Origin of the sequence: Homoserinibacter sp. YIM 151385, assembly GCF_027912415.1 — a bacterium.
Lineage (GTDB): Bacteria > Actinomycetota > Actinomycetes > Actinomycetales > Microbacteriaceae > Schumannella.
The window spans coordinates 259,613-285,741 of the sequence record NZ_CP115175.1 but is presented as its reverse complement, the minus strand read 5'-3'; the positions used below and the strand labels follow the sequence as shown (position 1 = coordinate 285,741).

Annotated in this window: 27 protein-coding genes; 19 read left to right on the top strand and 8 right to left on the bottom strand. The window is 73.7% G+C overall.

Annotated features, from left to right (window positions below; all coding sequences use genetic code 11):
- The first annotated feature begins 20 nt into the window (after positions 1–20).
- The 9 genes from OF852_RS01395 (at position 21) to OF852_RS01355 (ending at position 8,467) form a co-directional block, all read left to right on the top strand.
- Positions 21–1,910, top strand: coding sequence for a phosphoenolpyruvate carboxykinase (GTP) (locus tag OF852_RS01395; protein ID WP_271120030.1), 1,890 nt, complete (start codon positions 21–23; stop codon positions 1,908–1,910).
- A gap of 94 nt (positions 1,911–2,004) precedes the next feature.
- On the top strand, positions 2,005–2,610 hold the full coding sequence (locus tag OF852_RS01390; protein WP_271120029.1) for an RNA polymerase sigma factor: 606 nt from the start codon (positions 2,005–2,007) through the stop codon (positions 2,608–2,610).
- Entirely contained in the window at positions 2,600–3,370 is a 771-nt protein-coding gene (locus OF852_RS01385) for a hypothetical protein (RefSeq protein WP_271120028.1), read from the top strand. Before OF852_RS01390 ends, OF852_RS01385 begins: the two co-directional genes overlap by 11 nt.
- Positions 3,371–3,476: 106 nt before the next feature.
- Positions 3,477–4,124 carry an NADPH-dependent F420 reductase gene (locus tag OF852_RS01380; RefSeq protein ID WP_271120027.1) on the top strand — a complete coding sequence of 216 codons (648 nt, stop codon included), beginning with the start codon at positions 3,477–3,479 and terminating at the stop codon, positions 4,122–4,124.
- A 29-nt stretch (positions 4,125–4,153) separates the two neighbouring features.
- Complete coding sequence (locus OF852_RS01375) at positions 4,154–4,960, top strand: arginase family protein (protein WP_271120026.1); 807 nt, start codon at positions 4,154–4,156, stop codon at positions 4,958–4,960.
- A 29-nt stretch (positions 4,961–4,989) separates the two neighbouring features.
- Entirely contained in the window at positions 4,990–5,787 is a 798-nt protein-coding gene (locus OF852_RS01370; RefSeq protein ID WP_271120025.1) for a crotonase/enoyl-CoA hydratase family protein, read from the top strand.
- Between the two features lie 21 nt (positions 5,788–5,808).
- Positions 5,809–7,239, top strand: a complete 1,431-nt coding sequence (locus OF852_RS01365) for a dihydrolipoyl dehydrogenase family protein (protein WP_271120024.1) — start codon at positions 5,809–5,811, stop codon at positions 7,237–7,239.
- On the top strand, positions 7,236–7,658 hold the full coding sequence (locus OF852_RS01360) for a hypothetical protein (RefSeq protein WP_271120023.1): 423 nt from the start codon (positions 7,236–7,238) through the stop codon (positions 7,656–7,658). Before OF852_RS01365 ends, OF852_RS01360 begins: the two co-directional genes overlap by 4 nt.
- Positions 7,655–8,467 carry an SDR family NAD(P)-dependent oxidoreductase gene (locus OF852_RS01355; RefSeq protein WP_271120022.1) on the top strand — a complete coding sequence of 271 codons (813 nt, stop codon included), beginning with the start codon at positions 7,655–7,657 and terminating at the stop codon, positions 8,465–8,467. The genes OF852_RS01360 and OF852_RS01355 overlap by 4 nt, the downstream gene beginning before the upstream one ends.
- Here OF852_RS01355 and OF852_RS01350 read toward each other — a convergent pair.
- Positions 8,464–8,820, bottom strand: coding sequence for an SIP domain-containing protein (locus tag OF852_RS01350; protein ID WP_271120021.1), 357 nt, complete (start codon positions 8,818–8,820; stop codon positions 8,464–8,466). The two genes, OF852_RS01355 and OF852_RS01350, sit on opposite strands and share 4 nt — an antisense overlap.
- A gap of 70 nt (positions 8,821–8,890) precedes the next feature.
- Positions 8,891–10,315: an amidase gene (locus OF852_RS01345; RefSeq protein ID WP_271120020.1), complete on the bottom strand. Its 1,425-nt coding sequence runs from the start codon at positions 10,313–10,315 to the stop codon at positions 8,891–8,893.
- A gap of 141 nt (positions 10,316–10,456) precedes the next feature.
- On the opposite strand from OF852_RS01345, the gene OF852_RS01340 reads away from it, so the two are divergent.
- From OF852_RS01340 to OF852_RS01330, 3 genes are read left to right on the top strand one after another with little or no spacing between them, the layout of a single operon-like run.
- Positions 10,457–10,813: a GntR family transcriptional regulator gene (locus OF852_RS01340; protein WP_271120019.1), complete on the top strand. Its 357-nt coding sequence runs from the start codon at positions 10,457–10,459 to the stop codon at positions 10,811–10,813.
- Positions 10,810–11,706, top strand: a complete 897-nt coding sequence (locus tag OF852_RS01335; RefSeq protein ID WP_271120018.1) for an ABC transporter ATP-binding protein — start codon at positions 10,810–10,812, stop codon at positions 11,704–11,706. The genes OF852_RS01340 and OF852_RS01335 overlap by 4 nt, the downstream gene beginning before the upstream one ends.
- Positions 11,703–12,470 (top strand): ABC transporter permease, encoded by a 768-nt coding sequence (locus OF852_RS01330; protein ID WP_271120017.1) that lies wholly within the window; start codon positions 11,703–11,705, stop codon positions 12,468–12,470. The genes OF852_RS01335 and OF852_RS01330 overlap by 4 nt, the downstream gene beginning before the upstream one ends.
- A gap of 88 nt (positions 12,471–12,558) precedes the next feature.
- Here the strand turns inward: OF852_RS01330 and OF852_RS01325 are convergent, their stop codons facing one another.
- The 5 genes from OF852_RS01325 to OF852_RS01305 are packed head-to-tail and all read right to left on the bottom strand — an operon-like array spanning position 12,559 to position 16,300.
- Entirely contained in the window at positions 12,559–13,137 is a 579-nt protein-coding gene (locus OF852_RS01325) for a GNAT family N-acetyltransferase (RefSeq protein WP_271120016.1), read from the bottom strand.
- A gap of 17 nt (positions 13,138–13,154) precedes the next feature.
- On the bottom strand, positions 13,155–13,961 hold the full coding sequence (locus OF852_RS01320) for an ABC transporter permease (RefSeq protein WP_271120015.1): 807 nt from the start codon (positions 13,959–13,961) through the stop codon (positions 13,155–13,157).
- Positions 13,958–14,866 carry an ATP-binding cassette domain-containing protein gene (locus tag OF852_RS01315; protein ID WP_271120014.1) on the bottom strand — a complete coding sequence of 303 codons (909 nt, stop codon included), beginning with the start codon at positions 14,864–14,866 and terminating at the stop codon, positions 13,958–13,960. Before OF852_RS01315 ends, OF852_RS01320 begins: the two co-directional genes overlap by 4 nt.
- Positions 14,867–14,891: 25 nt before the next feature.
- Positions 14,892–15,575 carry a uracil-DNA glycosylase gene (locus OF852_RS01310; RefSeq protein ID WP_271120013.1) on the bottom strand — a complete coding sequence of 228 codons (684 nt, stop codon included), beginning with the start codon at positions 15,573–15,575 and terminating at the stop codon, positions 14,892–14,894.
- Positions 15,572–16,300: a Type 1 glutamine amidotransferase-like domain-containing protein gene (locus OF852_RS01305; RefSeq protein WP_271120012.1), complete on the bottom strand. Its 729-nt coding sequence runs from the start codon at positions 16,298–16,300 to the stop codon at positions 15,572–15,574. Before OF852_RS01305 ends, OF852_RS01310 begins: the two co-directional genes overlap by 4 nt.
- A 59-nt stretch (positions 16,301–16,359) precedes the next feature.
- On the opposite strand from OF852_RS01305, the gene OF852_RS01300 reads away from it, so the two are divergent.
- Positions 16,360–17,832, top strand: coding sequence for an MFS transporter (locus tag OF852_RS01300; RefSeq protein WP_271120011.1), 1,473 nt, complete (start codon positions 16,360–16,362; stop codon positions 17,830–17,832).
- Here OF852_RS01300 and OF852_RS01295 read toward each other — a convergent pair.
- Positions 17,804–18,592: an SDR family oxidoreductase gene (locus OF852_RS01295; protein ID WP_271120010.1), complete on the bottom strand. Its 789-nt coding sequence runs from the start codon at positions 18,590–18,592 to the stop codon at positions 17,804–17,806. The two genes, OF852_RS01300 and OF852_RS01295, sit on opposite strands and share 29 nt — an antisense overlap.
- A 33-nt stretch (positions 18,593–18,625) precedes the next feature.
- On the opposite strand from OF852_RS01295, the gene OF852_RS01290 reads away from it, so the two are divergent.
- The 6 genes from OF852_RS01290 to OF852_RS01265 all read left to right on the top strand — a co-directional run bounded on the left by OF852_RS01290 (position 18,626) and on the right by OF852_RS01265 (position 26,068).
- A complete protein-coding gene (locus OF852_RS01290; protein ID WP_271120009.1) occupies positions 18,626–19,759 on the top strand; it encodes an acyltransferase family protein in 1,134 nt (377 codons plus the stop codon).
- Between the two features lie 117 nt (positions 19,760–19,876).
- A complete protein-coding gene (locus OF852_RS01285) occupies positions 19,877–21,196 on the top strand; it encodes a bifunctional o-acetylhomoserine/o-acetylserine sulfhydrylase (RefSeq protein ID WP_271120008.1) in 1,320 nt (439 codons plus the stop codon).
- Between the two features lie 55 nt (positions 21,197–21,251).
- The gene (metX, locus tag OF852_RS01280) at positions 21,252–22,457 is read left to right on the top strand and encodes a homoserine O-acetyltransferase MetX (protein ID WP_271120007.1); all 1,206 of its coding nucleotides are present in this window, start codon (positions 21,252–21,254) and stop codon (positions 22,455–22,457) included.
- A 26-nt stretch (positions 22,458–22,483) separates the two neighbouring features.
- Positions 22,484–23,341 carry a hypothetical protein gene (locus OF852_RS01275; RefSeq protein ID WP_271120006.1) on the top strand — a complete coding sequence of 286 codons (858 nt, stop codon included), beginning with the start codon at positions 22,484–22,486 and terminating at the stop codon, positions 23,339–23,341.
- Between the two features lie 313 nt (positions 23,342–23,654).
- Positions 23,655–24,821 carry a sensor histidine kinase gene (locus OF852_RS01270; RefSeq protein ID WP_271120005.1) on the top strand — a complete coding sequence of 389 codons (1,167 nt, stop codon included), beginning with the start codon at positions 23,655–23,657 and terminating at the stop codon, positions 24,819–24,821.
- A complete protein-coding gene (locus tag OF852_RS01265; protein ID WP_271120004.1) occupies positions 24,818–26,068 on the top strand; it encodes a hypothetical protein in 1,251 nt (416 codons plus the stop codon). The genes OF852_RS01270 and OF852_RS01265 overlap by 4 nt, the downstream gene beginning before the upstream one ends.
- Positions 26,069–26,129 lie beyond the last annotated feature (61 nt).

The window sequence follows — 26,129 nt, the reverse complement described above, 5'->3', positions numbered from 1 at the left end:
TTGGACGGCACGAGATGACCATGACCGCGCAGCCGACCGCCGCCGAGACGGCTCCCTCCCCCGCCGAGCCCGGCGAGGATCTCGCGTCAGTGCACACGAGCGCCTGGGCGCTCCCGCCCGCCGGCGCCGATCCCCGCGTCGTCGCCTGGGTCGAGCAGCTGGCCCATCGCCTCACCCCCGACACGGTCGTCTGGTGCGATGGCTCGCAGGGCGAGCGCGACGAGCTCACCCGGCTCATGGTCGAGCGCGGCACCCTCGTGCAGCTCAACCCCGAGCACCGGCCGTACTCCTTCCTCGCACGGAGCGACCCGCGGGATGTCGCCCGCGTCGAATCCCGCACCTTCATCTGCTCAGAGCGCGAAGAGGATGCCGGCCCCACGAACCACTGGGTCGCGCCGGAGGAGATGCGGCGCACGCTCGACGAGGCGAGCCGCGGCGCCATGCGCGGGCGCACCATGTACGTCGTCCCCTTCTCGATGGGGCCGCTCGACAGCCCGCTCGCGCGCCGCGGGGTCCAGGTCACCGACTCCCCCTACGTCGTCGTGAGCATGGGGATCATGACGCGGATGGGGCACGCGGCCCTCGAGCGGATCCGCCCCGGGACCGAGTGGGTGCGCGCCGTCCACACCGTCGGGGCGCCGCTCGCGCCGGGCGAGGCCGATGTCGCCTGGCCCTGCAACGAGGTGAAGTACATCAGCCACTTCCCCGAGACCCGCGAGATCGTCTCCTTCGGCTCCGCCTACGGCGGCAACGCGCTGCTGGCGAAGAAGGCCTTCGCGCTCCGCATCGCGAGCGCCATGGCGCGCGACGAGGGCTGGCTGGCCGAGCACATGCTGCTCCTCAAGGTCACCAATCCGCGCGGCCGCGTGCTCCACGTCGCCGCCGCGTTCCCGAGCGCCTGCGGCAAGACGAATCTGGCGATGCTCAAGCCGACGATCCCCGGCTGGCAGGTCGAGACCATCGGCGACGACATCGCCTGGCTCGCGCCCGGTGCCGACGGGCGGCTGCGTGCCATCAACCCGGAGGCCGGCTTCTTCGGCGTCGCGCCCGGCACGGGCGCCGCGACGAACCAGACCGCCGTCGACACCCTCTGGGGCAACACCATCTTCACCAACGTCGCCCTCCGGCCGGACGGGGACGTCTGGTGGGAGGGACTCACCGAGGACGCGCCCGAGGGGCTCGTCGACTGGCGCGGCGAGGACTGGACCCCCGCATCCGGCACGCCCGCCGCCCATCCCAACTCCCGGTTCACCGTCGCGGCCTCGCAGTGCCCGACGATCGCCGACGACTGGGAGGACCCGGACGGCGTCGTCATCGACGCGATCATCTTCGGCGGCCGCCGCGCCACGAACGTGCCACTGGTGGTGGAGGCACGGGACTGGGAGCACGGCGTCCTCATGGGCGCCACCATCTCCTCGGAGCGCACGGCGGCCGCCGAGGGCACCATCGGGGAGCTGCGGCGCGACCCCTTCGCGATGCAGCCCTTCTGCGGCTACAACATGGCCGACCACTGGGCGCACTGGCTGGAGGTCGGCGGCCGCCTCCGCGCGGGCGGGCACCCGCCACGCGTCTTCCAGGTGAACTGGTTCCGCAAGGACGAGGACGGCCGCTACATCTGGCCGGGATTCGGCGAGAACAGCCGCGTCCTCGCCTGGATCCTCGACCGGGTCGACGGACGCGCGACCGCCGCCGCGAGCCCGCTCGGCTGGATCCCGCGGCGCGAGTCCGTCGACCTCGACGGCCTCGAGCTGCCCGAGGGCGACTGGGAGCGGCTGTTCGAGGTGGACCGGGGTGCCTGGCTCGACGAGGTCGAGGACACGGCCGCCTTCTTCGCCGGCTTCGGCGACCGGATGCCGGCGCCGCTCGAGCGCGAGCTCGCGCAGCTCCGCGAGCGGCTCGAGGCGCTGTAGACGGTCACCACTCCTCGACCTGCGGACCTCCCCCAACGTTTCCACCGCATCCCTCGTCTGAGAGGGTGAGGGCAGCAGCCGGAGGGAGCGGGTCATGGCGGATCGCCGCGCGGCGTGGGAGCAGACGGTCGTCGACCTCGTCGACCGCCGCGGCGAGGCGCTGAGCCGCTACGCGCTGCTGCTCTGCGGCAACCGCGACGATGCCGCGGACCTCGTGCAGGACGCGCTCGTGAAGACCTTCGGCCGCCTTCGCAACGGCTTCGACGTCGAACGCGCGGAGGCCTACGTCCGCCGGGCGATCATGACCACCTGGCTCGACCGGGGGCGCCGCGCCACGCGCTGGCGCCGCATCGCACCGCTCGCCTCCGAGCCCGAGCTGCAGCCCTCGCGGGCCGAGGACGTCGAGCGCCGCCTCGACCTGCATGACGAGCTCCGCCGCCTCTCGCCGCGCGAGCGCGCCTGCCTCGTGCTGCGCTACTACGACGACCTCAAGGTCGACGACGTCGCGGCGGCGCTCGGCATCAGCTCCGGGGCGGTGAAGCGCTACCTCAGCGACGGGCTCGCGAAGATGGCGATCTCGCTCGCCGACGACGGCACCCCGGCCGACCGCACGGGAGCCCCGGGCGCTCGGCTGGCGCAGGACGCGAGCGCCGAGCGGGCGGCCCGCACGACCGGGAGGGGAGGCCGTCATGGCCGATGATCGCGAGCGGGAGCTGCGCGAGCGGATGCTCGGCGGCGAGGACGCGCTGCCCTCGATCGACGTCGACCGGGTCCTCCGTCGCGCCCGGGCACGCCGGGCGCCTCGCGTCGTGGCCGTCTCCGCCGTGGGCGTGCTCGCCGCGGTCGGGATCGCCGTGCCGGTCGCGGTCGGCGGCATCGGGAGCGGCGCGATGACCGCGGCCGACGAGCGCTCCGACGTGCTCGGCACCCCCGAGGCGGCGCAGCCGCAGCGCGGCGAGGATGCGGGAGCCGGAGGCCAGGCCGATTCGGCCGCGTCCGCCGCGGCGGCGCTGAGCCGCTGCGGCGCCGCGCCGGCCCCCGCGAGCTCGCCGCTCGGCCTCGAGCTCACCGTGCAGGTGGACCGGGCGCCGGCCGGCTCCGAGCAGCTCACCGGCACGGCCCGGCTCGAGAACACGGGCGATGATGCGGTCGTCGGCGTCGCGAGCGCCGTCAGCATGACGATCTCGGCGGAGAGCACGGTGCTCTGGCACTCGAACGGCGGGCGCGACCTCGTGAGCGTCCCGATCGAGCTCGCGCCGGGCGAGCAGGCGAGCTTCCCGGTGCTGCTCGAGCCGCGGCGCTGCGGGTCCGCCGACGAGACGGGCGAGGCCTTCCGCGAGGACCTGCCGCCGCTGCCCGCCGGGCGCTATGCGGCGTCCGGCGCGCTCGGCGTGGAGCTGGCGTCGGGCGAGGAGCTCGTCGTCGCGAGCGCGCCGAGCCGGCTCGAGCTCAGCCGCTGAGCGCCGACGCGCGACTCGGGACTCGGACCGACGGTCATCCTGTGCCTCCCGTGCGAATCCGGGCCGGCCGGAACCGCGGAGCCCGTCGAGCGTGTTGGCTTCCGACATGACCACTCTGGGAATCATCGGCGCCGGCAACATCGGATCGCAGCTCGCCCGGCTCGCGATCGCCAACGGGCATCAGGTGGTGATCAGCAACTCCCGCGGGCCCGAGACGCTCGCGGAGCTCGTCGAGGAGCTCGGACCGAACGCGCGGGCCGCGACGCCCGCCGAGGCCGCGGCAGCCGCCGAGATCGCGGTCGTGACGACCCCGCTCGCGGCGCTCGACAGCTATCCGGAGGCGGAGCTCGCGGGGAAGACGGTCATCGACACGAACAACTACTACCCGGAGCGCGATGGCCGCATCGCGGAGCTCGACGACGAGAGCACGACGACCTCCGAGCGGACGCAGCGCCGGCTGCCCGGGTCGAAGGTCGTCAAGGCCTTCAACCACATCATGGCCGCGCACCTGACGACCGACGGCACCCCCGCCGGGTCCCCGGGGCGCCGCGCGCTCGTGGTCGCCGGCGACGACGAGCCGGCGAAGGCGCAGGTCGCCGCCCTCATCGAGGAGTTCGGCTTCGACACGGTGGATGCCGGCCCGCTCGCGGAGGGCTGGCGCATCCAGCGCGACACCCCCGGCTACGTCCACCGGCGCACGGCGGCGGAGCTCGAGGCGGATCTCGCCGCGGCGCGGCGCTACCGCGACATGTGAGGCCGCTGCGGCGGGCGTAGGGTGACGGCATGGCCGTGACCTTCGTGGTGGTGCCCCAGTGGCAGGGCTCGGGATCCGCGCGCGCGATGCAGCTCGTCGACGGGGCGGAGGCGATCCTCGGGGACCTGCCCGCCGCATCCACCCGGCGCATCGAGGTCCCGCTCGAGGCGGGCGACGCGGAGGGCACCGGGATCCTCCGACACAGCAGCCTGCGCCTCGTCCGCGAGCGCATCGAGCAGGAGCTCGCGGAGCTCGACGGCCCGGCGGTCCTCGTCGGGGGCGACTGCGGCGTCGACCACGCCGGAGTCGTGCGCTCGGCGGCCGGCGGGCCTGTCGCGCTGCTCTGGCTCGACGCGCACGCCGACGCGAACAGCCCCGCGACCTCCTCCTCCCATGCCTTCCACGGCATGGTGCTCCGCGCGCTCGTCGAGGAGGGCGTGGTGCCCGCCGATCGCGTGGTGCTCGCCGGCACGCGCGCCTGGGATGACGCGGAGGCCGAGTGGGCCCGCGCGGCCGGCGTGCGCACGGTCGACATCGAGGGCCTGCGCGCGGGCGACCCGCTCGCCGAGGCGCTCGCGGCGACGGGGGCGGCGCGCGTGCACATCCACGTCGACCTCGACGTCCTCGACCCGGGCGAGCTCGCCGGCCTCGACTTCCCGGAGCCCTTCGGGCTGAGCGTCGCGGAGCTCGTCGCCGCGATCGGGGTGGCCGCGCAGGGCCGGGAGCTCGCGGGGGCCGCCATCACCGAGTTCTCGCCGGCATCGCCGGCGGCCGCCGGCGACGACCTCGGCGCGATCCTCCGGATCGTCGGTGCGCTCGCGCGGACGGCTCGCTGAGCGCGGCACCGCCGTCCTACGCTGGGAGCATGACGGCTTCCGGCGACGACGCCCCCCGCATCCGGCTCGAGCGCGACGGCCACGTGCTGCGCATCGGACTCGACCGGCCCGAGAAGCGGAACGCCGCCGACTGGCGCATGCTGCAGGAGCTCGCCCTCGCCTACGGCGAGCTCGAGCGCGATCCGGAGCTGCGCGTCGGCGTGTTGCACGCGATCGGCGAGCACTTCACGGCGGGCCTCGACCTCGCGGACGTCGGCAGCCGGATCGGGCCGGACGGGCTCGACCTCGTGCCCGAGGGCGGCATCCACCCCTGGCAGCTCGAGGGCACGCGGCTGACGAAGCCGGTCGTCATGGCGGTGCAGGGCGGCTGCCTGACGCTCGGCGTCGAGCTGGCGCTCGCGAGCGACATCGTCGTCGCGGCGGACTCGACGCGCTTCGGGCAGATCGAGGTCGGCCGCGGCATCCTGCCCTTCGGCGGCGCGACCATCCGCTTCCCCCGCCTCGGCTGGGGCGATGCCATGCGCTGGATCCTCACGGGCGACGAGCTCGACGCCGCCGAGGCGCACCGCATCGGGCTCGTGCAGGAGCTCGTGCCGCACGGCGCGCAGCTCGAGCGCGCGATGGCGATCGCGCGGCGGATCGCGGCCCAGGCGCCGCTCGCGGTGCAGGCGACGCTCGCGAGCGCGCGGCTCGCGGTGCGCGAGGGCGAGGCGGCGGCCGAGGCGCGACTCCAGCCGGAGCTCGTCCGTCTCGCGCAGACGGAGGATGCCGCGATCGGCATGCGCGCGTTCCTCGCGCGCGAGGACGCCGAGTTCATCGGCCGCTAGGCCGCGGAGAGAGGAGCCGGGATGGCTGAGATCAGGATCGAGACGGATGTCGTCGTGATCGGGGCGGGCGCCGTGGGCGAGAACGCCGCCGACCGCACCGTGCAGGGCGGGCTCGACACCGTCGTCGTCGAGGCCGAGCTCGTCGGCGGCGAGTGCTCCTACTGGGCGTGCATGCCCTCGAAGGCGCTGCTGCGGAGCGCCGCCGTGCTGCGCGAGGTGCGCGCCGTGCCGGGCGCCGCGGAGGCGGTGACCGGCGAGCTCGACGTCGCCGCGGTCCTCCGGCGCCGCGATGCCTTCACCCACGACTGGGACGACCGCTCGCAGGTCGAGTGGCTCGACGGGGCCGGCATCCGGCTCGTCCGCGGGCACGCGCGGCTCACCGGCGAGCGCGAGCTCCTCGTGACGGCCGAGGACGGATCGCGCACGCGCGTCCACGCGCGCCGCGCCGTCGTCCTGGCGACCGGCTCCGCCGCCCTCCTGCCGGACATCGCGGGCCTCGAGGACGCCCGCCCGTGGACGAGCCGCGAGGCGACGAGCGCGAAGCGCGGCCCCGCATCCCTCGCGATCCTCGGCGGCGGCGTCGTCGGCGTCGAGATGGCGACCGCCTACGCCGGCTTCGGCACGGCGGTGACCCTCGTCGCGCGCGGCGGTCTGCTGAGCTCGCTCGAGCCGGCGGCGGGCGATGCCGTGCTCGAGGGGCTGCGGGAGCTCGGCGTCGAGGTCCGGCTCGGGGTGGAGACGATCGGCGCGAGCCGCGGCGAGGCGGGCGTGACGCTCGCCCTCGGGGACGGCTCCAGCGTGACCGCCGAGGAGCTGCTCGTCGCGGTCGGCCGAGCCCCGCGCACGGGCGACCTCGGCCTCGAGACGGCGGGTCTCGAGCCGGGCGCCTGGCTGGAGGTCGACGACGCGCTGCGCGTGAAGGGGCTCGACTGGCTGTGGGCCGTCGGCGACGTCAACCACCGGGCGCTCCTGACCCACCAGGGCAAGTACCAGGCGCGCGCGGCGGGCGACGCGATCGCCGCCCTCGCCCGCGGCGAGGAGCTCGACGACCGTCCCTGGGGCGCGCACGTCGCGACGGCGGATCATGACGCCGTGCCGCAGGTGGTGTTCTCGCATCCCGAGGTCGCCGCGATCGGGCTCACCGCCGCGGAGGCCGAGCGACGCGGGCTCCGGAGCCGGGTCGTCGACTACGATCTCGGCGGGATCGCGGGCGCGAGCGTCGAGCAGGACGGCTATCAGGGCACCGCGCGGCTCGTGGTCGACGAGGACCGCGGCGTCGTCGTCGGCGCCACCTTCGTCGGGCCGCGCGTCTCGGATCTGCTGCAGGCGGCGACGATCGCGATCGTCGGCGAGGTGCCGATCCGGAGGCTGTGGCACGCGGTGCCGGCCTACCCGACGGTCAGCGAGATCTGGCTGCGGCTCCTCGAGTCCCTCGGGCGCGAGACGGCGTGACCGCTCGCCTCGAGCGCACCGCGCAGCGCCTCGAGCGAGCCGGACGCCGTGTCCCGGGGCTCCGAGCCGTGCTCCTCAGCCCGGTCGTCGCGCGCCCCGGCTACTGGTTCGCGAGCGCGTGCGGCTGGATCTGGGGCGCGGCTCTGCTCCTCGCGGCCCGTCCGCGACGGGAGGGCGGCCTGCTCGTCTGCGACGGCCTCCCGTCGTGGGCGTTCGGTCGCGGCGGCACGACGATCGGCGCCGTCTACCTCACCACCTCGAACACGGGCCCGGACGTCCTCGCGCACGAGGCCGTGCACCGCGCCCAATGGCGCCGCTACGGCCTCGTCTTCATCGTCCTCTACGTCGCGGCAGGAGAGGATGCCATGAGCAACCGCTTCGAGATCGAGGCGGGACTCGAACGGGGAGGCTACGCATGACCACGATCGTCATCACGGGCGCGAGCTCGGGGATCGGCGCCGCCGCCGCGAGAGAGCTCGCGGGCCCGGGCGTGGAGCTCGCCATCGTCGGACGCGACGCGGAGCGCACGGCCGCCGTCGCGCAGGAGGTCGGCGGCATCGCCTTCCTCGCCGACTTCGACCGGCTCGAGGACGTGCGCCGACTGGGCCGCGAGCTCCTCGAGGCGTACCCGAGCATCGACGTCCTCGCGAACAACGCGGGCGGCCTCCTCCGGCACCGCGCGCTCAGCGCCGACGGCGTCGAGCGCACCTGGCAGCACAACGTGCTCGCGCCCTTCGTGCTCACGCAGCTCCTGCGCGAGCGGCTCACGGCATCCGACGGCCGCGTGATCTTCACCGGGAGCGTCGCCCATCGCTGGGGCGCGCTCGAGCTGCGCGATGTCGAGTTCGAGCGCCGCCGCTGGCTCGGAGGCTGGCCCGCCTACGGGCAGGCGAAGCGGGCCGACATGATGCTCGGCCGCGAGGTCCCGCGGCGGCTCGGGATCGCGGCCTACAGCTTCCACCCGGGCTATGTGCGCTCGAGCTTCGCGGCGGAGAGCTTCGGCACCGGCCGCTTCAGCGAGCTCGCGCGCTCGGGCTCGATCCCGCCCGAGGCGGGTGCGGCGCCGCTCGTGCTCCTCGCGGGCTCCGAGGATCCCGGCGTCCCGGCGGGTGCGTACCTCGATCAGCTGCGCTACCCGGGGCGCGTCGCGCGGCAGGTCGACGACCCGGCGGCGACGGCGGCGCTCTGGACCTTCCTCGAGCGCCAGGCGGAGCGACTCGGCGGCTAGTCGCTCGTGAGGGCGTGCGCGGTGCCGGAGCCGGCGATCCACGCGTAGAGGCGGTGCTCGCGGTCGAAGCTCACGGGGAGCATCTCCGAGACCCAGGCGTCGACCGAGCGGCGCAGCTCCTGGCCGCGCTGACGGACGAGCCAGGTGACGCAGACGCGACCGGGGGCCGCGAGCTCGCCCACCTCGGCATCCGTCTCGACCTCGACGAAGACGCGGCCGCGCGCCTTGGCGGGCAGCGTCGCGAGCACCGTCTCGATGACGGGCAGATCCTCGCGCGTGCCGGCGAGCAGCACGACGTCGCGCTCGGCGGGCTGCCAGGCGATCGTGGCGGGGAGGAGGTCGGAGAGGAGCATCGTCAGGCCAGTATGGCATGCCTCACCTGACTTTGCTGAGGCTACCCTCACAAGCACTGGACTGCGCGCCTCACCACCGGGGCGGATGCCGCCGGTGCCAGCCGAGCCGGCGCTCGAGCTGGGCGCCGATGGCGAGCAGCACGCGCTCGCCGCCCGGCCGACCCACGAGCTGCACCGCCATCGGCAGCCCCGCCGCCGTCTCGTGGACGGGCAGCGAGATCGCGGGGAGGCCGGCGACGTTCACGAAGCTCGTCCAGGGCGTGTACGCGACCTGCTGGGCGAAGTTCCGCTCGGGATCCTCGTGGTCGTACCAGCCGATGGGACGCGGGGTCATCGCCATGCCGGGCATGAGGACCGCGTCGAAGCGCGAGAAGGCGCGGATCGTGCGTCGCTCGACGCCGTTCAGCGTGCGCTGCGCCGCGACGAGGGCGGAGGCCGGCAGGCGCCGTCCGGCCTCGACGAGCCAGCGTGTGAGCGGCTCGAGCAGCGCCAGCCGCTCCCCCTCGACCGGGATCGCCGAGGCGCCCGCCTGCCATGCGACGCGGAAGGCGTCCGAGTACTCGGGCTCGGGCGGCAGGTCGAAGGGCTCGAGCCCGTGGCCGATGGCGTCGAGCTCGCGCCGCGCGACGTCGAGCGCCGCGAGCGTCTCCGCCGAGGGGGCGAGCTCGAAGTCGTGCGCCCAGGGCGACCAGCTCGTCGCCCCCAGGTTGAAGCGGCCCTCGCCGCGCACGGCGGCATCCAGGTAGGCGCCGTCGGCCCAGCCGGGCGCACGGGTCGCGGAGTCGTAGTCGCCCTGCTCGACGAGCGCGTCGAGCAGGAGCGCCGCATCGGCGACGGTGCGCGCGAGCGGGCCCGGCACGACGAGCGCGCCGGGCGAGCCGAAGCCGGTGCCCGCGGGCACGAGGCCCCGCGAGGGCTTCAGCCCGACGAGCCCCGTCGCCGCAGCGGGGATCCGGATGGAGCCGCCGCCGTCGGACCCGGGGGCGAGCGGCAGGAGCCCGGCCGAGACGGCGACGGCCGCGCCGCCGCTCGATCCGCCGGCGCCGAGGCGCGGATCCCACGGCGTGCGGGCGGGTGGCGAGACGAGCGACTCGCTGTGGCTCGGCATCCCGAACTCGGGGGCGACCGTCTTGCCGAGGCTGACGGCCCCCGCGGCGTCCACCGCCTCCACGATCTCGTCCGAGGCCTCGGGCACGAAGGCGGCGAAGGCCCGCGAGCCGAACATGGTGCGGATGCCGGCGCGCGCCGAGAGGTCCTTGTCGGCGAGCGGCAGCCCCCACAGGGCGGCGGCGCGACCCGGGGATGCGGCGAGCGCCGCGGCGCGCCGCCGTGCGGCCTCGGGCGTGACGGTCGCGAAGGCGCCGAGCGCCCCCTCCCCCGTGTCGAGGCGCTCGATCCGGGCGAGGTAGTGGTCGACGAGCTCGAGCGGCGTCACCTCGCCGCGCCGCAGCCAGTCGAGCTGCTCGAGGGCGGTGAGGTGGTGCAGTTCGAACATGCGCTCGAGCCTACGGCGATGCGCGTGCGGAACGCGGGCTTGACATCGCCGGGTGAACATGGTTGGTTCATTACATGACTAATGAACCTACGAACCGCCACGAGGCAGCGAGGTTCCCCGCCCGACGGATCGCGCCCGGTCATGGATGAGGGTCGCCCGATCTTCCTCCAGATCGCGGAGCGGATCGAGAACGACATCATCTCGGGGGCGCTTCCCGAGGACACGCAGGCACCCTCCACCAACGAGCTCGCGGCCTTCCTCCGCGTCAACCCGGCCACCGCCGGGAAGGGGATCAACCGGCTCGTCGACGAGGGGACGCTCATCAAGAGGAGAGGGATCGGCATGTTCGTCGCCGAGGGCGCGCGCGCCCGGCTCGTGGCCATCCGCCGCGAGCAGTTCACGGCACAGTACGTCGCGCCGCTGCTCGCCGAGGCCGCCAAGCTCGGCATCAGCGGAGCGCAGCTGGCCGACATGATCCGAGAAGGAGAGAAGGCATGACCACCGTCATCGAGCTCGAGGGCGTCACGAAGCGCTACCGGGACGTCACCGCCGTCGACGACGTCACCCTCCGCATCGAGGAGCACCGGATCGTCGGCCTGCTCGGTCGCAACGGGGCCGGCAAGACGACGCTCATGTCGCTGCTCACCGGGCAGGAGTTCGCGACGGCCGGCGACATCCGCGTCTTCGGCGAGACGCCGGTCGAGCACGCCGCGGTCCTGCAGAACATCTGCTTCATCAAGGAGAGCCAGCGCTACCCCGAGGACTTCCAGGCCCGGCACGTGCTCCGCAGCGCGCCCTGGTTCTTCGCGAACTGGGATGCCGACTTCGCCGAGCAGCTCATCGCGGAGTTCCGCATCCCGCTCAAGCGCCCCATCAAGAAGCTCTCCCGGGGCCAGCTGTCCGCGATCGGCGTCGTCATCGGACTCGCCAGCCGCGCGCCCCTCACCTTCTTCGACGAGCCCTACCTCGGGCTCGACGCCGTCGCCCGGCAGATCTTCTACGACCGCCTCATCGAGGACTACGCCGAGCACCCGCGCACGATCGTGCTCTCGACCCATCTCATCGACGAGGTCGCCGAGCTCATCGAGCACGTCCTCGTGATCGACGACGGCCGCATCGTCGTCGACGAGGACGCCGAGTCGCTGCGGGGCCGGGCCGTCGACGTCGTCGGATCCGCCGCCGCCGTCGACGGGTACATCCGTGGCCGCGAGATCCTCCACCGCGAGGGGATGGGCGGACTCGCCTCCGCCACCCTCCCCGGTCTCACCGAGGACGACCGGCGCGCGGCGGCTGCCGCCGGTCTCACGCTCGCGCCGGTCTCGCTCCAGCAGCTCGTCGTCCGTCTCACCAGCTCCAGCACCAGCACGAAGGAAGCCGAGGTCCGCGCATGAACGCCGTGATCGACCGCCCGACCACCGTCCGACGCGAGGATGCCGCCGGCACGGGGGCGCGCCTCTGGCGGGTCGCCAAGCTCACCCTCGCCAACCCGACGACCGTGCTCATCACGCCGCTCGCGATCCTCGTCGCGATCCTCCTGGGCTACCTCGCGCTCTGGTGGGTCGTCGCGCAGTCCGTGCCCGCCGCGACCGAGGGATTCCGGTACTCGGGCGCGACCCTGTTCATCTTCGTCTACATGATGGTGGTCGCCGTGCAGGCCATGAACTCCACCTTCGGCTTCGCGCTCGGCATGGGCGCGACCCGGCGGGACTACTTCCTGGGGTCCTCGCTCGCCTTCCTCATCCTCGCGCTCGTCTTCACGACGATCATCACCGTGCTCGGCGCCGTGGAGGAGGCGACGGGCGGCTGGGGGCTCGGCGCCCGGATGTTCACGGACTTCTACTTCAGCGACGGGCCGTGGTGGGAGCGGGCGTTCATCACCTTCGCCTACTTCGCCTTCTTCCTCTTCGTCGGCACGGCGATCGCCGTGATCTACGTGCGGTGGAAGGCCCGCGGCCTCACCGTGTTCTTCCTCGCGCTGACGGCAGCGCTCATCGCGGCCGTCGCGCTCGTGATCCTCACCGACAGCTGGTCGGCCATCGGCGGCTGGTTCGCGGCGCAGGGCTTCGTCGGCGCGGTCGCGTGGACGCTCCCCGTCACCGCGGTCTCGGGACTCGTCGGGTTCCTGCTCCTGCGCCGCGCGACGCCCCGCGGCTGAGGCGGAGGCCGGCCCGACGGGTCCGACGGGTCGCGATGCACCGGCATCGCGGCCCGTCGACGCGTCCGGGAACATAGCCCGGCGAGCGCTACTTGAGGCTCTTCTGCATGAGGATCGTGCCGAGCCAGCGCCCGAACTTGAAGCCCACGCGGCCCATGCGACCCGCCTCCTTGAAGCCGAAGCGCTCGTGGATCGCGATCGATCCCTCCGCGCCCCGATCCGCGATCACGGCGACGACCTCCTTCACCCCGGCCGACTTCGCATCCGCGAGCAGCCGCTCCATGAGCGCCTTGCCGAGGCCCTTCCCGGTGGAGGCCGGCCGGAGATAGATCGAGTTCTCGACCGTGAAGCGGTAGGCCCGCCGCTCCTTCCACGGGTAGACGAAGGCGTAGCCGATGACCTGCCCGCTCGGGGTCTCCGCGACGATCCACGGGAAGCCCAGCTCGCGCACCGTCCGGAGCTTCCGCCGCATCTCCTTGAGCGTCAGCTGGTCCTCGTCGAAGGTGACCGTCGTGTTCTGCACGTAGTGGTTGTAGATCTCGAGCATGTCGGGCACGTCCTCGATGCGCGCCTCGCGCAGCGCGAAGGAGAACGGCGCCTCCGGCTCGGGGACCGGCCGGAGGTGCCGGGGCAGCTGGCGACGCGGGTTGTACTCCTCTTCCAGCATCGCCGGCTCCTCTCAGCTCAGGTGACGTCCCGGCGCCAGGTCGTGAGGCCGCCCAGCAGGAGGAGCACGCCGGCGATCCCGACCATGACGAGTCCACCCTGCCACGGCTCGAGGGGATCGACCCCGCCCGCGGCGCCGATGATCCCGAAGAAGCTCGAGCCGACGAGCGCGTCGCTCGCCGCGCCCGGCAGGAAGCGGCCGAGCTCGGCCGTCCAGTCGACGAAGGCCGTCGCGACGCGGAGCACCGGCTCGATGAACTGGGTGAAGGCGATCACGATCACGATGACGGCGACCTGGTTCGGGATGAGGGTCCCGAGGCCGACGCCCACGATCGTCCACAGGGCCATCGCGAGGACCGCGCGGCCGATCATCCACCACGTCTCGGGATCGTCGAAGCCGGTCTCCTGGCCGGTCAGGGCGAGCACGAGTCCGCCCAGGCCGGCGCTCGCGAGGAGGCCGACGACGCCGAGCACGAGCCCGACGAGGAAGGAGGCCACGACCTTGCCCGCGAGGACGGCGCCGCGCGCCGGGGTCGCGAGGAAGGTCGGCGTCAGGGTCTGGAAGCGCAGCTCGCCCGTGATCGTGAAGGCGCCGATGAGCAGCGGGAAGGCGTAGCCGACGACCGAGGTCGCGATCGCGTAGATCGCGAGATGGAGGCCGGCGCCCGTCGGCAGTCCGCCGTCGTCCTCGGCGATCGCGAGCACGCCCGCGAAGCCGGCGGCGCTGACGCCCACGTACGCGAACAGGATGAGCCCCAGGATCCAGGTGGACCGCACGGTGGTGAGCTTGAGCAGCTCGGATCGGATCGAGCGCAGGATCGTCATCGCGCGACCTCCTCGCCGCTCGCGGCTCCCCCGACGAGGGCGAGGAAGCGGTCCTCGAGCACCTGCCCCTCGGGAGCGAGATGGCTGAGCTGCACGCCGGCCGCGTAGGCGAGGCCGCCGACCTCGTCGGAGCCGAGACCGTCGACGAGGAGTCCGCGCCCGTCCGGCGCGGGCGTCGCGGCCGAGCCGAGCGCGCGGATGAGCGCCCCGCGGTCGGGAGAGTCGACGCGGACGCGCGGCTCGCCGCCCCCGAGCCCCTCGAGGGCGCCCTGGTAGGCGAGCCGGCCCTTCGCGATGACGACGACGCGGTCGACCGTCTGCTGCACCTCGCTGAGCAGGTGCGAGGAGACGAGCACCGTCCGGCCGTCGGCCGCGAAGCCCCTGAGGAGGCCGCGGATCCAGCGGATGCCCTCCGGATCGAGGCCGTTGATCGGCTCGTCGAGGACGAGGACGCCCGGATCGCCGAGCAGCGCCACCGCGAGGCCGAGCCGCTGCCGCATCCCGAGCGAGTACCCGCCCACGCGGCGCCGGCCGGCCTGGCCGAGCCCCACCTGCTCGAGCACCTCCTCGGCGCGGCGGCCCGGGATCCCGGCGGCGGCCGCGACGACCCGCAGATGCTCGCGCCCGGTGCGCCCGGCGTGGAAGCTGGAGGCCTCGAGGGCCGTGCCGACGGTCGCGAGCGGGCGCTCGAGCTCGGCGTAGCGACGGCCGTCGAAGGTGGCTCGGCCGCTCGTCGGCCGGACGAGCCCGAGGAGCGAGCGGAGGGAGGTCGTCTTGCCCGCCCCGTTCGGCCCGAGGAACCCCGTCACCACCCCGGGCTCCACCCGGAAGCTCAGCTCCTGCACGGCATCGACGCCGCCGAAGCGCTTCGTCAGCCGGTCGAACTCGATCGTCGCGCCCTGCATGCCCCCATCCTCTCAGACTCGTGCGTCAGCCCTGGAGCGACCAGTCCACCTCCGGCGCCCCGCGCTCGGCGAGGAGGGCGTTCGCGCGGCTGAAGGGACGGGAGCCGAAGAAGCCGCGGGAGGCGGACAGCGGGCTCGGATGCGCGGAGGCGACGACGGGCGTGTCGCCGAGCATCGGCCGCAGCGTCGCCGCATCCCGCCCCCACAGGATCGCGACGAGCGGCGCGGGCCGTGCGACGAGCGCGCGGATGGCGCACTCGGTGACCGCCTCCCAGCCCTTTCCGCGATGCGAGCCGGAGGCGCCCGCCTCGACGGTGAGCACCCGGTTGAGGAGCAGGATGCCCTGGTCGGCCCAGGCGGCGAGGTCGCCGTGCTCGGGGGCGGGGATGCCGAGATCGTCGCGGAGCTCGCGGTAGATGTTGCGGAGGCTGCCCGGAAGCGGGCGCACGTGCCGCTCGACCGCGAAGGAGAGGCCGATCGGGTGCCCCGGGGTCGGGTACGGATCCTGCCCGACGATGAGCACCCGGACCTCCTCGAAGGGCCGCGCGAAGGCGCGGAGCACACGCTCGCCGGCGGGGAGGTACGGCCGGCCGGCCGCCGTCTCGGCGCGGAGGAAGTCGCCCATCCGCGCCACGTCCTCGGCGACCGGCTCGAGCGCCGCGGCCCACCCGGGGTCGACGAGCTCCGCGAGCGGCTTCGGCGCGCTCATGCCGTCGAGCTCACGACGACGCCGTCCTCGCCGTCGACGACCTGCCAGACGTTCCCGAGGCCGACGACGCGGAGCTCGTCGCCCACGATGAGGGCCGTGTCCTCGTCGATCGCGACGCCGCCGTCGACGAGACCCGCCTCGGTCGTCGCCACGAGTCGCGTGAGGGTGCCCCACTGCGCGGCATGCACGTCGACCGCGATGTCGATGAGGCCGAGCCCCTCGACCACCGCGACCTCGTCGAGGTCCTCGCCGCAGTCCTCAGCGCAGACGGGGATGCCGCCGATCCGCCAGCCGCCGACGATGGCGCGGTCGGGCGCGATCATGGCGCCCGCGGAGAAGCCCAGGTACGGGAGGCCGTCGGAGACGAGCAGCCGGACCTCGTCGACGATCGGGAGGATCGCCTCGAGATAGGCGGGCGTGAGGCCGCCGCCCACGAACAGCGCGTCGATGTCGGAGAGCACGCCGCTCGGGAACGGCTCGCCGCCGTGCGCGGTCGTGACGACCGGCTCGCAGGCGCCCGCCGCGAGCAGCAGCGCCCGGTAGCGCGCCTCGGCGGCGGCCGACTCGGCCCCCGGCTCCTCCTCCGGGTCGACGAGCAGCACCCCGATCCGCGGCACCATCCGGCCGCTCCCCGCGGCGCGGGCCGCCGCCTCCGCCACGAAGGGCCCGAAGCGCTCCGGGATGCCCTCCTCGGACCAGCCGCCGCCGACGAGATGGATGCTCATCCCACCACCGTAGCCGCGCCGGGCGCGGCCCCGGGGTCTCGCGGGTCTAGCATCCGAGCATGGTCGCCGCGAGCCGAGGTCACATCACGTTCGCGCTCGTCGGCGCGCTCTTCCTCCTCGAGATCACGAGCGGCATCCTGCAGGGCTTCTACGTGCCCCTCATCTCGGACCTCGTGCGCCACCTCGGCATCCGCGACGCCGACTACAACTGGTTCGAGGCGGCGCAGCTGCTGCTCGCGGGCATCGCCGTGCCGATCATGGCGAAGCTCGGCGACATGTTCGGCCACAAGCGGATCCTGCTCGTCTCGACCGTCATCACCGCGATCGGCACGTGGTGGCTCGCCGTGGCGCCCGACTTCTGGTCCTTCCTCGCGGCCTGGACGCTGCAGGGGTTCCTCACCGTCTGGCTGCCGCTCGAGGTCGCGCTCATCTTCGACCGCGGGCGCCGGGCGGAGGCCGGGGTCTCGCAGACGAGACGGGCCGCGGGGATGCTCGTGGTCGGCCTCGAGGCGGGCGCCATCATCGGCGCGCTCTCGGCCGGGAGGATCTTCGCGGCGACCGGCGAGGACGTGACGCTCACGCTGATCGCCCCCGCGATCGCCGTCACGCTGGTCTTCTTCGCGATCCTGTTCTGGGTGCCCGAGTCGGAGCCGCTGCCCGGCCGGCGACTCGACGCGACGGGCTTCGTCCTCCTCGGGCTGTCGCTCCTGCTCGTCACGTCGGGGCTCACCTTCCTGCGGCTGAACGGGCCCGGCGCCTGGTGGGTGTGGGCGCTCATCGCGCTCGGACTCCTCGCGATCGTCCCCTTCGCGCGCCACGAGCTGCGCACGCCCGACCCCGCGATCGACCTCCGCACCCTCGCCCAGCCGACCATGTGGCCGATCGTGCTCACGGCGGGGCTCGTCGGCATCAGCCTCCTCGGCGCGCAGGCCCCGCTCTCGACCTACGCGGGCACCGACCCCGCGCTCGGCTACGGCCTCGGCCTCGACGCCTCCGACCGCTCGACGCTCATCGGCGTGTACCTGGTGTCGATGATCGTCGGCGCGGTGCTGTTCCCGACCGCGTCGAAGCGGCTCTCGCCGCGGACCGCGATCATCGGGGCGACCTTCCTCGTCGCCCTCGGCTACGGCCTCTTCCTGCCCTTCCACGACGAGACCTGGCAGGTCGTGACGAACATGGTCGTCGCGGGGCTCGGCTCGGGCGCGCTCGTCGGCGCGCTGCCCGCGGCCGCGGCCGCCGCCGCGCCGCGCGGCCAGACGGGCGTCGCCACGGGGCTCACGAACACCTCCAAGACGGTCGGCGGCGCCTTCGCGAGCGCCGTCTTCGGCGTCGTCCTCGCGACGGGGGCCATGGATGCGCTCGGCCAGGCCGCGAGCTTCGCGGGCTACGCGGCCGTCTGGTCGGTGTGCGCGGGCGCGGCGCTCGTCGCGGGCGTGCTGCTCTTCTTCGTCCCCCGCCTCGCCTTCGCCGACGAGCATCCGGACCCCGAGGATCCGGGCGGGCTCAGCTCCTCGGACGCAGCTCGCCCTTGACGACCTTGTGCGGCGCGGCCTGCGCGACCGGCTTGATCGTCACGAGGTCGAGGTTCACGTTGCCGGGCAGCTCCAGGGCGTGGACGATGGCGCTCGCGATGTCCTCCGCGACGAGCGGGCCGTCCACGTCGGCGTAGACGGCATCCGCCTTCGCCTGGTCGCCGCCGAAGCGCACGAGCGAGAACTCCTCCGTCCGGACCATGCCGGGCGCGACCTCCACGACGCGGATCGGCTCGCCCGCGAGCTCGAGCCGCAGGACCGCCGTCATCGCGTGCTCCGCGAACTTCGAGGCGTTGTAGCCGCCCCCGCCCTCGTAGGCCACGTGACCCGCGATCGAGGTGACCATGATGATCGTCGCGTCGCCCGCCGCGCGGGCGCCGTCGCGGAGCAGCGGCAGGAGGGCGGAGGTCACGCGCTTCGCGCCGAGCACGTTGACCTCGAACATGCGCCGCCAGTCCTCCACGTCGGAGTCCTCGACGCTCGCGAGCCCGAAGGCGCCGCCCGCGTTGTTGACGAGCGCACGGAGTCCGCCTCGATCGGCGACCGCGGCGCGCACGCGCTCGACATCCGCGCCGTCGGTGATGTCCGCGGGGAGCGCCGTGATCGAGCCCTCGAGCCCGGCCGCGCCGGCGACGAGCTCCTCGAGCCGCTCGGCGCGTCGCGCGACCGCGAGCACCTCCCACCCGTGCTCCGCGAGGAGGCGGGCCGTCGCGGCACCGATCCCCGAGCTGGCTCCCGTCACGACCGCCGTCTGCACCATGCCGTCAACGCTAGCGCCGATAGGCTGGCGAGGATGACGAGCGAGACGACGAAGCCTGCCGCCCGCACCGCGACCGGATCCATCCCGCGGCCTCGCGTGCGCGTCCCGCTCTGGGACAACGCGCGCTTCGCCTGCGTCGCCCTCGTCGTCGTCGGCCACGCGATCCAGCGGCAGACCTACGACAGCAACAACGCGCTGAGCCTCTACCTCTTCATCTACGCGTTCCACATGCCGGCCTTCGCGATCATCTCCGGCTACTTCTCGAAGGCGGCGCCTCCCGGGGCGCGGCAGATGAAGAAGGTCGTCACCGACATCCTCCTGCCCTACGTGATCATGGAGACGATCTGGACGCTCGTGAAGTTCGCGGTCGAGGGCGACCCGAAGTTCAACCCCACCGAGCCGAGCTGGACGCTCTGGTTCCTGCTCGCCCTCGCCATCTTCCGGCTGATCCTCCCCTACCTGGCGCTGCTGCGCGGTCCCCTCGTCTGGACGCTCGTCTTCTCGGTCGGCGTCGGCTATCTCGCGAACGTCGACTCCACCTTCTCGCTCTCGCGCGCGATCGGCATCCTGCCGTTCTTCGTGCTCGGCTGGAAGCTCGCCGACTGGTCGCTCGTCGACCGCTGGCGGAACGCCCCGACCCGCGTCGTCTACCCGGTGCGCGCGCTCGCGCTCGGCGTCTTCGCGGCCTGGATGGCGGTCATCCTCCTCAACATCAACGCCTTCCGCGAGTTCGACCTCCAGCTCTGGTTCTTCTACGACGACAGCTACCAGGGGCTCGGCGCGGCGGTCTGGTGGGCGGGGGTGCTGCGGCTCGGGCTCATCCTGCTCGCCACGCTGCTCAGCGCCGCGTTCTTCGCGCTCATCCCGCGCCGCGAGACCTGGTTCACGGCCTTCGGGCAGGCGACGATGTACATCTACCTGCTCCACTCCTTCGTGCTCTACCCGATCCGGGAGGCCGGGATCCTCCGCGAGGAACACGCCTCCGCGACGTGGCTGCTCTCGATGGTCCTCGCGAGCCTCGCGATCTCGATGCTGCTCGCGAGCACGCCCGTCCGCCGCCTGTTCCGGCCGATCATCGAGCCGAAGCCGCGCTGGATCTTCCGCGACGGCAGCGACGCGCCCGCGCGCGAGTCGCGAACCGACCCGACGGGCGCCCGTCGCCGCTGAGGCGCCTGTGACGCCGTGTGAAGCGGCGCGTTGCCGCCCCGACGGCCCCTCCCTAGGCTCGCTGCACGCCGCGGCGAGCGCCGCGGGGTGCCCGAGACCACATGAGGGAGCAGGACGATGGCGGACTGGCAGTTCGAGACGAAGCAGATCCACTCCGGGGCCCAGCCCGACCCCGTGACCAACGCGCGGGCCACCCCGATCTACAAGACGACCTCCTACGTCTTCAACAGCGCCGACCACGCGAAGAACCTCTTCGCCCTCGCCGAGTTCGGCAACATCTACACCCGCCTCATGAACCCCACGACGGACGTCGTCGAGCAGCGCATCGCGGCGCTCGAGGGCGGCACGGCGGCCCTCGCGACCGCCTCGGGCTCGGCGGCCATCACCTACGCCGTGCTCAACATCGCGCAGGCGGGCGACCACATCGTCTCCTCCTCGTCGATCTACGGCGGCACCTACAACCTCTTCAAGTACACGCTGCAGCGCCTCGGCATCGAGGTCACCTTCGTCGAGAACCAGGACGACGCCGAGGAGTGGCGCGCCGCGATCCGGCCGAACACGAAGCTCCTCTTCGCGGAGACGATCGGCAACCCGCGCATCAACGTCCTCGACATCCGCCTCGTCGCGGACGTCGCGCACGACGCCTCCGTCCCGCTCATCGTCGACAACACCATCGCGACGCCGTACCTCATCCGCCCCTTCGAGCACGGCGCCGACATCGTCGTCCACTCGGCGACGAAGTTCCTCGGCGGCCACGGCACGGTCATCGCGGGCCTCATCGTCGACGGCGGCCGCTTCCCGTGGTCGCAGCACGTCGAGAAGTTCCCCGGCCTCACCGAGCCGGACCCCTCGTACCACGGCGCCAGCTACACGGGCGTGCTCGGCGACGCGATCGCCTACGTCATCAAGGCGCGCGTGCAGCTGCTCCGCGACACGGGCGCCGCGCTCTCCCCCGACAGCGCCTTCACGCTGCTCCAGGGCATCGAGACGCTGAGCCTGCGCATCGACCGCCACACGGCGAACGCGCAGGCGATCGCGGAGTGGCTCGAGAACCACCCCGACATCGCGAGCGTCAACTACTCGGGGCTCCCCACGAGCCCCTGGTACGCGGCGGCGAACCGCTACGCGCCGCAGGGCGTCGGCGCCGTGCTGAGCTTCGAGCTCAAGGGCGGCGTGGATGCGGGACGCGCGCTGGTCGAGAGCGTCTCGCTCTTCAGCCACCTCGCGAACATCGGCGACGTGCGCAGCCTCATCATCCACCCCGCGTCGACCACGCACTCGCAGCTCACCCCGGAGCAGCAGCTCACGACCGGCGTCACCCCGGGCCTCGTCCGCCTCTCGGTGGGGCTCGAGCACGTCGAGGACCTCATCGCGGACCTCGAGGCCGGCTTCGCGGCGGCGCGCGCCGTCACGGCGGCGAGCCGCGCCGGCGCCTGAGCCGCTCCGTGCCGGGCGGACGTAACACGCCGCCCGGCACGGGACAATGGGGTCGATGGACTGGCAGACCCCCGAGGACGCGATGCCGTCGGCCTTCGTGACCGAGGCCGAGCGGCGGAGCCTCAGCGCGCTCCCGCCCGCGAGCGGCGCCTGGCGGGTCGGCGACGACCCCGGCGACCGCCGCTTCCAGGGCATCGGCGCCCTCGAGCTCGAGGCGGGCGGCGCCCTCCCGCACGTGACGATCGCCTACGAGACCTGGGGCGAGCTCAACGAGGCGCGCGACAACGCGATCCTGCTGCTCCACGCCCTCACAGGCGACAGCCACGTCATCGGGCGCGCGGGCGCGGGGCACGCGACCGCCGGCTGGTGGTCGGGGGTGCTCGGCGAGGGTCTCGCGATCGACACGAGCCGATGGTTCGTGATCGCGCCGAACATGCTCGGGGGCTGCCAGGGCACCACCGGCCCCTCCTCCTTCGCACCCGACGGCGCCGAGTGGGGCTCGCGGTTCCCCTTCCTCACGATCCGAGACCAGATCCGGGCGCAGGCGGCCTTCGCGGACGCGCTCGGGATCGCGAGCTGGGCGGCCGTGATCGGCGGCTCGATGGGCGGCATGCAGGCGCTCGAGTGGGCGGCGACCTTCCCCGATCGCGTCGAGCGGCTCGCGGTCCTCGCCGCGCCGGCGCTGAGCGGCGCCGACCAGATCGCGCTCGACTCCGTGCAGATCGAGGCGATCCGCATGGACCCGGCCTTCGCCGGCGGCGACTACTACGAGGCGCCCGACGGCCAGGGCCCGCATCGCGGGCTCGCGCTCGCGCGGCGCATGGCGCTGCTCAACTACCGCTCCCCGACCGAGCTCGACGAGCGCTTCGGGCGCAACTGGCAGAGCGGCATCGACCCGCTCGGCGACGGCGGCGTCTTCGCGGTCGAGAGCTACCTCGGCTTCCACGGCAACAAGTTCACCCGCCGCTTCGACGCGAACAGCTACCTCACCCTGGTGCACGCCATGGACTCCCACGACGTCGGCCGCGACCGGGGCGGCGTCGCGGCGGCGCTCTCCCGGGTGACCGCCCGAGCGCTCGTCCTCGGGGTCGACAGCGACCGCCTCTACCCGCTGGAGGGCCAGCGCGAGATCGCGCGGCACCTCGCGGGGAACATCGATGGCGACCGCGCGGTCGAGATCTCCTCCCCCTTCGGCCACGACGCCTTCCTCATCGAGCACGAGGCCGTCGGCCGCGAGCTCGCCCGACTGCTCTCCGCGTGAGCCGCGGGCGCGGCTAGGATCGCGCCATGACGGCCGCCCGCCCGCTCGGCGCCCTCGCGGCGACCGTGCTCGCGGCCGCGGTCCTCGCCGGGTGCGGGCCGGCCGCGACGGCGCCCGAGGGCGAGCTCGAGGTGTTCCGGACGCGATTCGACCTCGGCGGCGACACCGCCCGGATCGCGGTCGAGAACACCGGCGAGCGCGCCTTCACGATCGTCGCCGCCGAGATCGACTCCGAGCGCTTCGCCGATCGGATGCGGTGGTCCGGCCGGGCGACGACGCTCGAGCCCGGCGACCGGGTCGACCTCCCCGTCGAGCTCGCGGCCGTCGCGTGCCCCGCCCCGACGACGCCCGTCGAGCGCATCCGCGTCGAGACGCGGGACGGGGGCGAGCTGCTCGCGGACGGCCTCGGCGACCCGTACGGCCAGATCGACGCGCTCGTCGACGAGGCCTGCTTCGCGCGGGAGATCGCCGCGCTCGTCGAGCTCGAGCCCCTCGGCGTCCGCGAGCCGCCGCGCGCGGGGGCGCCCGGGCAGCTCGTCGTCCGGGCGCGTCCGACGGGTGCCTCGGGCGAGGTCCGGCTCACCGGCCTCCGCTCGACCGTCCTGCTCGCGCTCGACGACGGCGCCGGGCGGGTCGAGCACCTGGATCGCGACGCGCCCCTCACGGGACCCGACGCGGTCGGCGGCTTCCGCATCCCCGTCGTCCCGGCGCGCTGCGACGCGCACGCCCTCGCGGAGGACAAGGTCGGCACGGTCATGCCCCTCGAGCTCGAGCTCGACGGCGGCGGGATGCGGCTGCTGCACCTGCGCATGCCCGACGGGGTGCGGCTCGCGCTCTACGAGCTCGTCGCGGCGAGCTGCGGGCTCCCCGACGCGGGCGGCTGAGCCGCCGGAGCCGGCCGAGAACGAGGTCGGGGGCCGCATCTCGCGATGCGGCCCCCGGCGTTCCCCCGGTCCATCGCCATCCCCCGATGGCGGAACCCGGACCGATGACCGCCCTGTCGACCCCTCGACAGCATCGCGGTGACACCGGCTCGGATGGTGTGGCTGCTGGTGCAGTCCCCTCTATCCGTGATCGACTGTACCCCGCATATTGTGCCCCGTCGCCCCCGCGTGGCACCCCCATTTCGGGTCACGGGGTGTGGAATAGTGACCCCGGCGGGGGACCTGACCCCTCCTCATGAGAAAGCACGTGCCGATGGACCTGATCACGAAGGAGCGGGACCGACTGCTCCAACGCGCGGGGCAGGTGTACGGTCTCTGCTTCACGGTCGTCTCGCTGCTGTGCCTCGTGATCCCCGGCTCGGTCGACCAGCTCGCCCTGCTCGTCTCGCTGCCGCTCTACGTGCTGCTCGGGATCGCCCAGCTCCGCGTCGGCTCGAGCCCCTCGCTCGTCTGGGTGATCGTCGTCGTCGCGGCGGGTGCCGCCATCCTCGTCATCGTCGCGACCGTCGGCGAGCGGGCGCCGGGTCAGGGCGCGCTCGCGGCGATGTTGCAGCTCGCCGCCGCCGCGATCCCCTCCGTCGCGCTCGTGCTCACGAGCTCCGCCCTCCGCGTCGCGATCCTCGCCGTCTCGGCACTCGCCGTCGGGGCGGCGGCCACGCTGCTCCTCGCGCCGCTCCAGCAGCCGCTCCGCACCCTCGGCATCCTCGCGATCGGCTGGGCCGTGCCGACGGCGGTCGCGATCTGGATCTCGGCCGGCGTCCCGCAGGTGGCGCGCCGCATCTCGAGCATCGGCCGGGCGCACCGCGCGGAGCGCCAGGCGAGCGAGCTCGAGGCGCAGCGCCGCCAGGGCGCGCGCCTCCTCCACGACACCGTCCTCGCGACCCTCACGCTCCTCGCCCACTCGGGCGTCGGCGTCTCCGCCGACGCGCTCCGGCAGCAGGCAGCGGACGACGCGAGACTGCTGCGGCAGCTCCGGCTCGGGGGCTCCCCCACGCCCGAGGGCGCCCCCGTGCAGGATGCCGCCACCCCCGTCGACGAGAGCCAGCTCGGCACGACCCTCGAGTCCGTCAAGCAGCGCTTCGGGCGCATGGGGCTCGAGGTGAGCTGGCACGGCACCGGGCAGGTGCTCCTGCCGAGCCACGTGCTCGACGCCTTCCTCCTCGCGCTCGCCGAGTGCCTCGAGAACGTGCGCCGGCACTCCGGCGTGACCCAGGCCCACGTCACCATCACGGAGGACGACACGACCGTGCGGGCGCTCGTCACCGACTCGGGCGTCGGCTTCGACATCAACGACGTCGACGAGGCGAAGCTCGGCTTCGCGGAGTCGGTCGTCGCCCGCCTGCGCGACGTCGACGGCAACGCCCGCCTGTTCTCGGCGCCGGGGTCCGGCACCACCGTCGTGCTGGAGGTGCCGCGGTGAGCGCCTACCAGCCGCCCGAGGAGAACACGCTCGGCGTCGTCGTCGGCAACGCGCGCCGCGCCATGTCGAGCACCGCCCGGCGCCTCGCCCGCGCCAGCGCGACCCACCGCGCGAGCCTCGGCACGCGCTTCCTCGGCCTCGGCGCCGCCGTCCTCGTCGGCCTCCGCTCGCTCTACGGCCTCGTCGTGTTCACCGGCTCCTGGAGCGCGTACCCGAACCCGTGGCTCGCGCTCGCCGCCTGGGTCGTCCTCATCGCCGTCCTCGTGGCCGCCTTCGTCATGGCGCGGGTCATCGGGGACCGCCTCCCGGACTGGATGTTCGGGCTGTTCCTCACCGGGCTCGCGGTCGCCTTCGCGCTCGACATGGCCGCCGTGTGGACCATGGGCGACATCGGGCGCTACGCGACCGCCGGGCTCGCGGCGGGCATGGGCCTGCTCATCGTCGTCACCATCCGCGGCACCGCCGAGGTGCTCATCGCGATCGGCGCGCTCGGCCTCGCGCTCGCGCTCATCATCGGGCTCACGACGCCGCTCACCGCGACGACCGGCGCGAGCCAGATCACCGCGCTCGCGCTGGCCGTCATCCCCGTCGTGATCGGCGTCGTGATCGTGGGCGCCTTCCGGCGCATGGTGCAGGTCGAGATCGATCGGGTGCTCGTGCAGTCGAACGTCACCGCGCCGCGGTTCGCGGTCGGCATGCTCGCCTCGGAGGAGCTCGCCCGCCTCGACCTCGCGGCGGAGGAGCTCCTCGACTCGATCGCGAAGGGCCAGACGCCGCTGCCGCTCGAGCCGAAGACGGCCTCCGTGGCGGCCTCGCTCGCGACCGAGCTGCGGCTCCACCTCATCGAGGGGCGCCGCGAGACCTGGCTGTACCACGCCGTCAGCGAGTCGGAGCTGCTCGGCAAGGCCGTCACGCTCGTCGACAAGTCGAGCCTCGCCGGGCTCCTCGACCCGGCACAGCGCGACGGCCTGCTCTCGACGGCCTGGCTCATCATCAACGACATCGCGAAGCCCAACGCGGCCAGGTCGATGACGATCCAGATCGGCCCCGTCGTGCCCGGCGCCCCGGCACCGGATCACAAGATCGCCATCCCGATCACCATCACGACGCAGGGCCTCGCGCGGAACCGCGTGGACCCGGCCGTGTGGGACGCGCTGGGACGGGTCGGGCGATACTCTGACTCGACCCAGGATTCCAGCCTCCGCGTGGACATCGACTGCATCGTCGACAACCCGGCCGACAAGTGACGACCCCGGCGGCGCACCCGGCGACCGCCCAGAATCCGGAAGGACCCCGACCGTGAGCAAC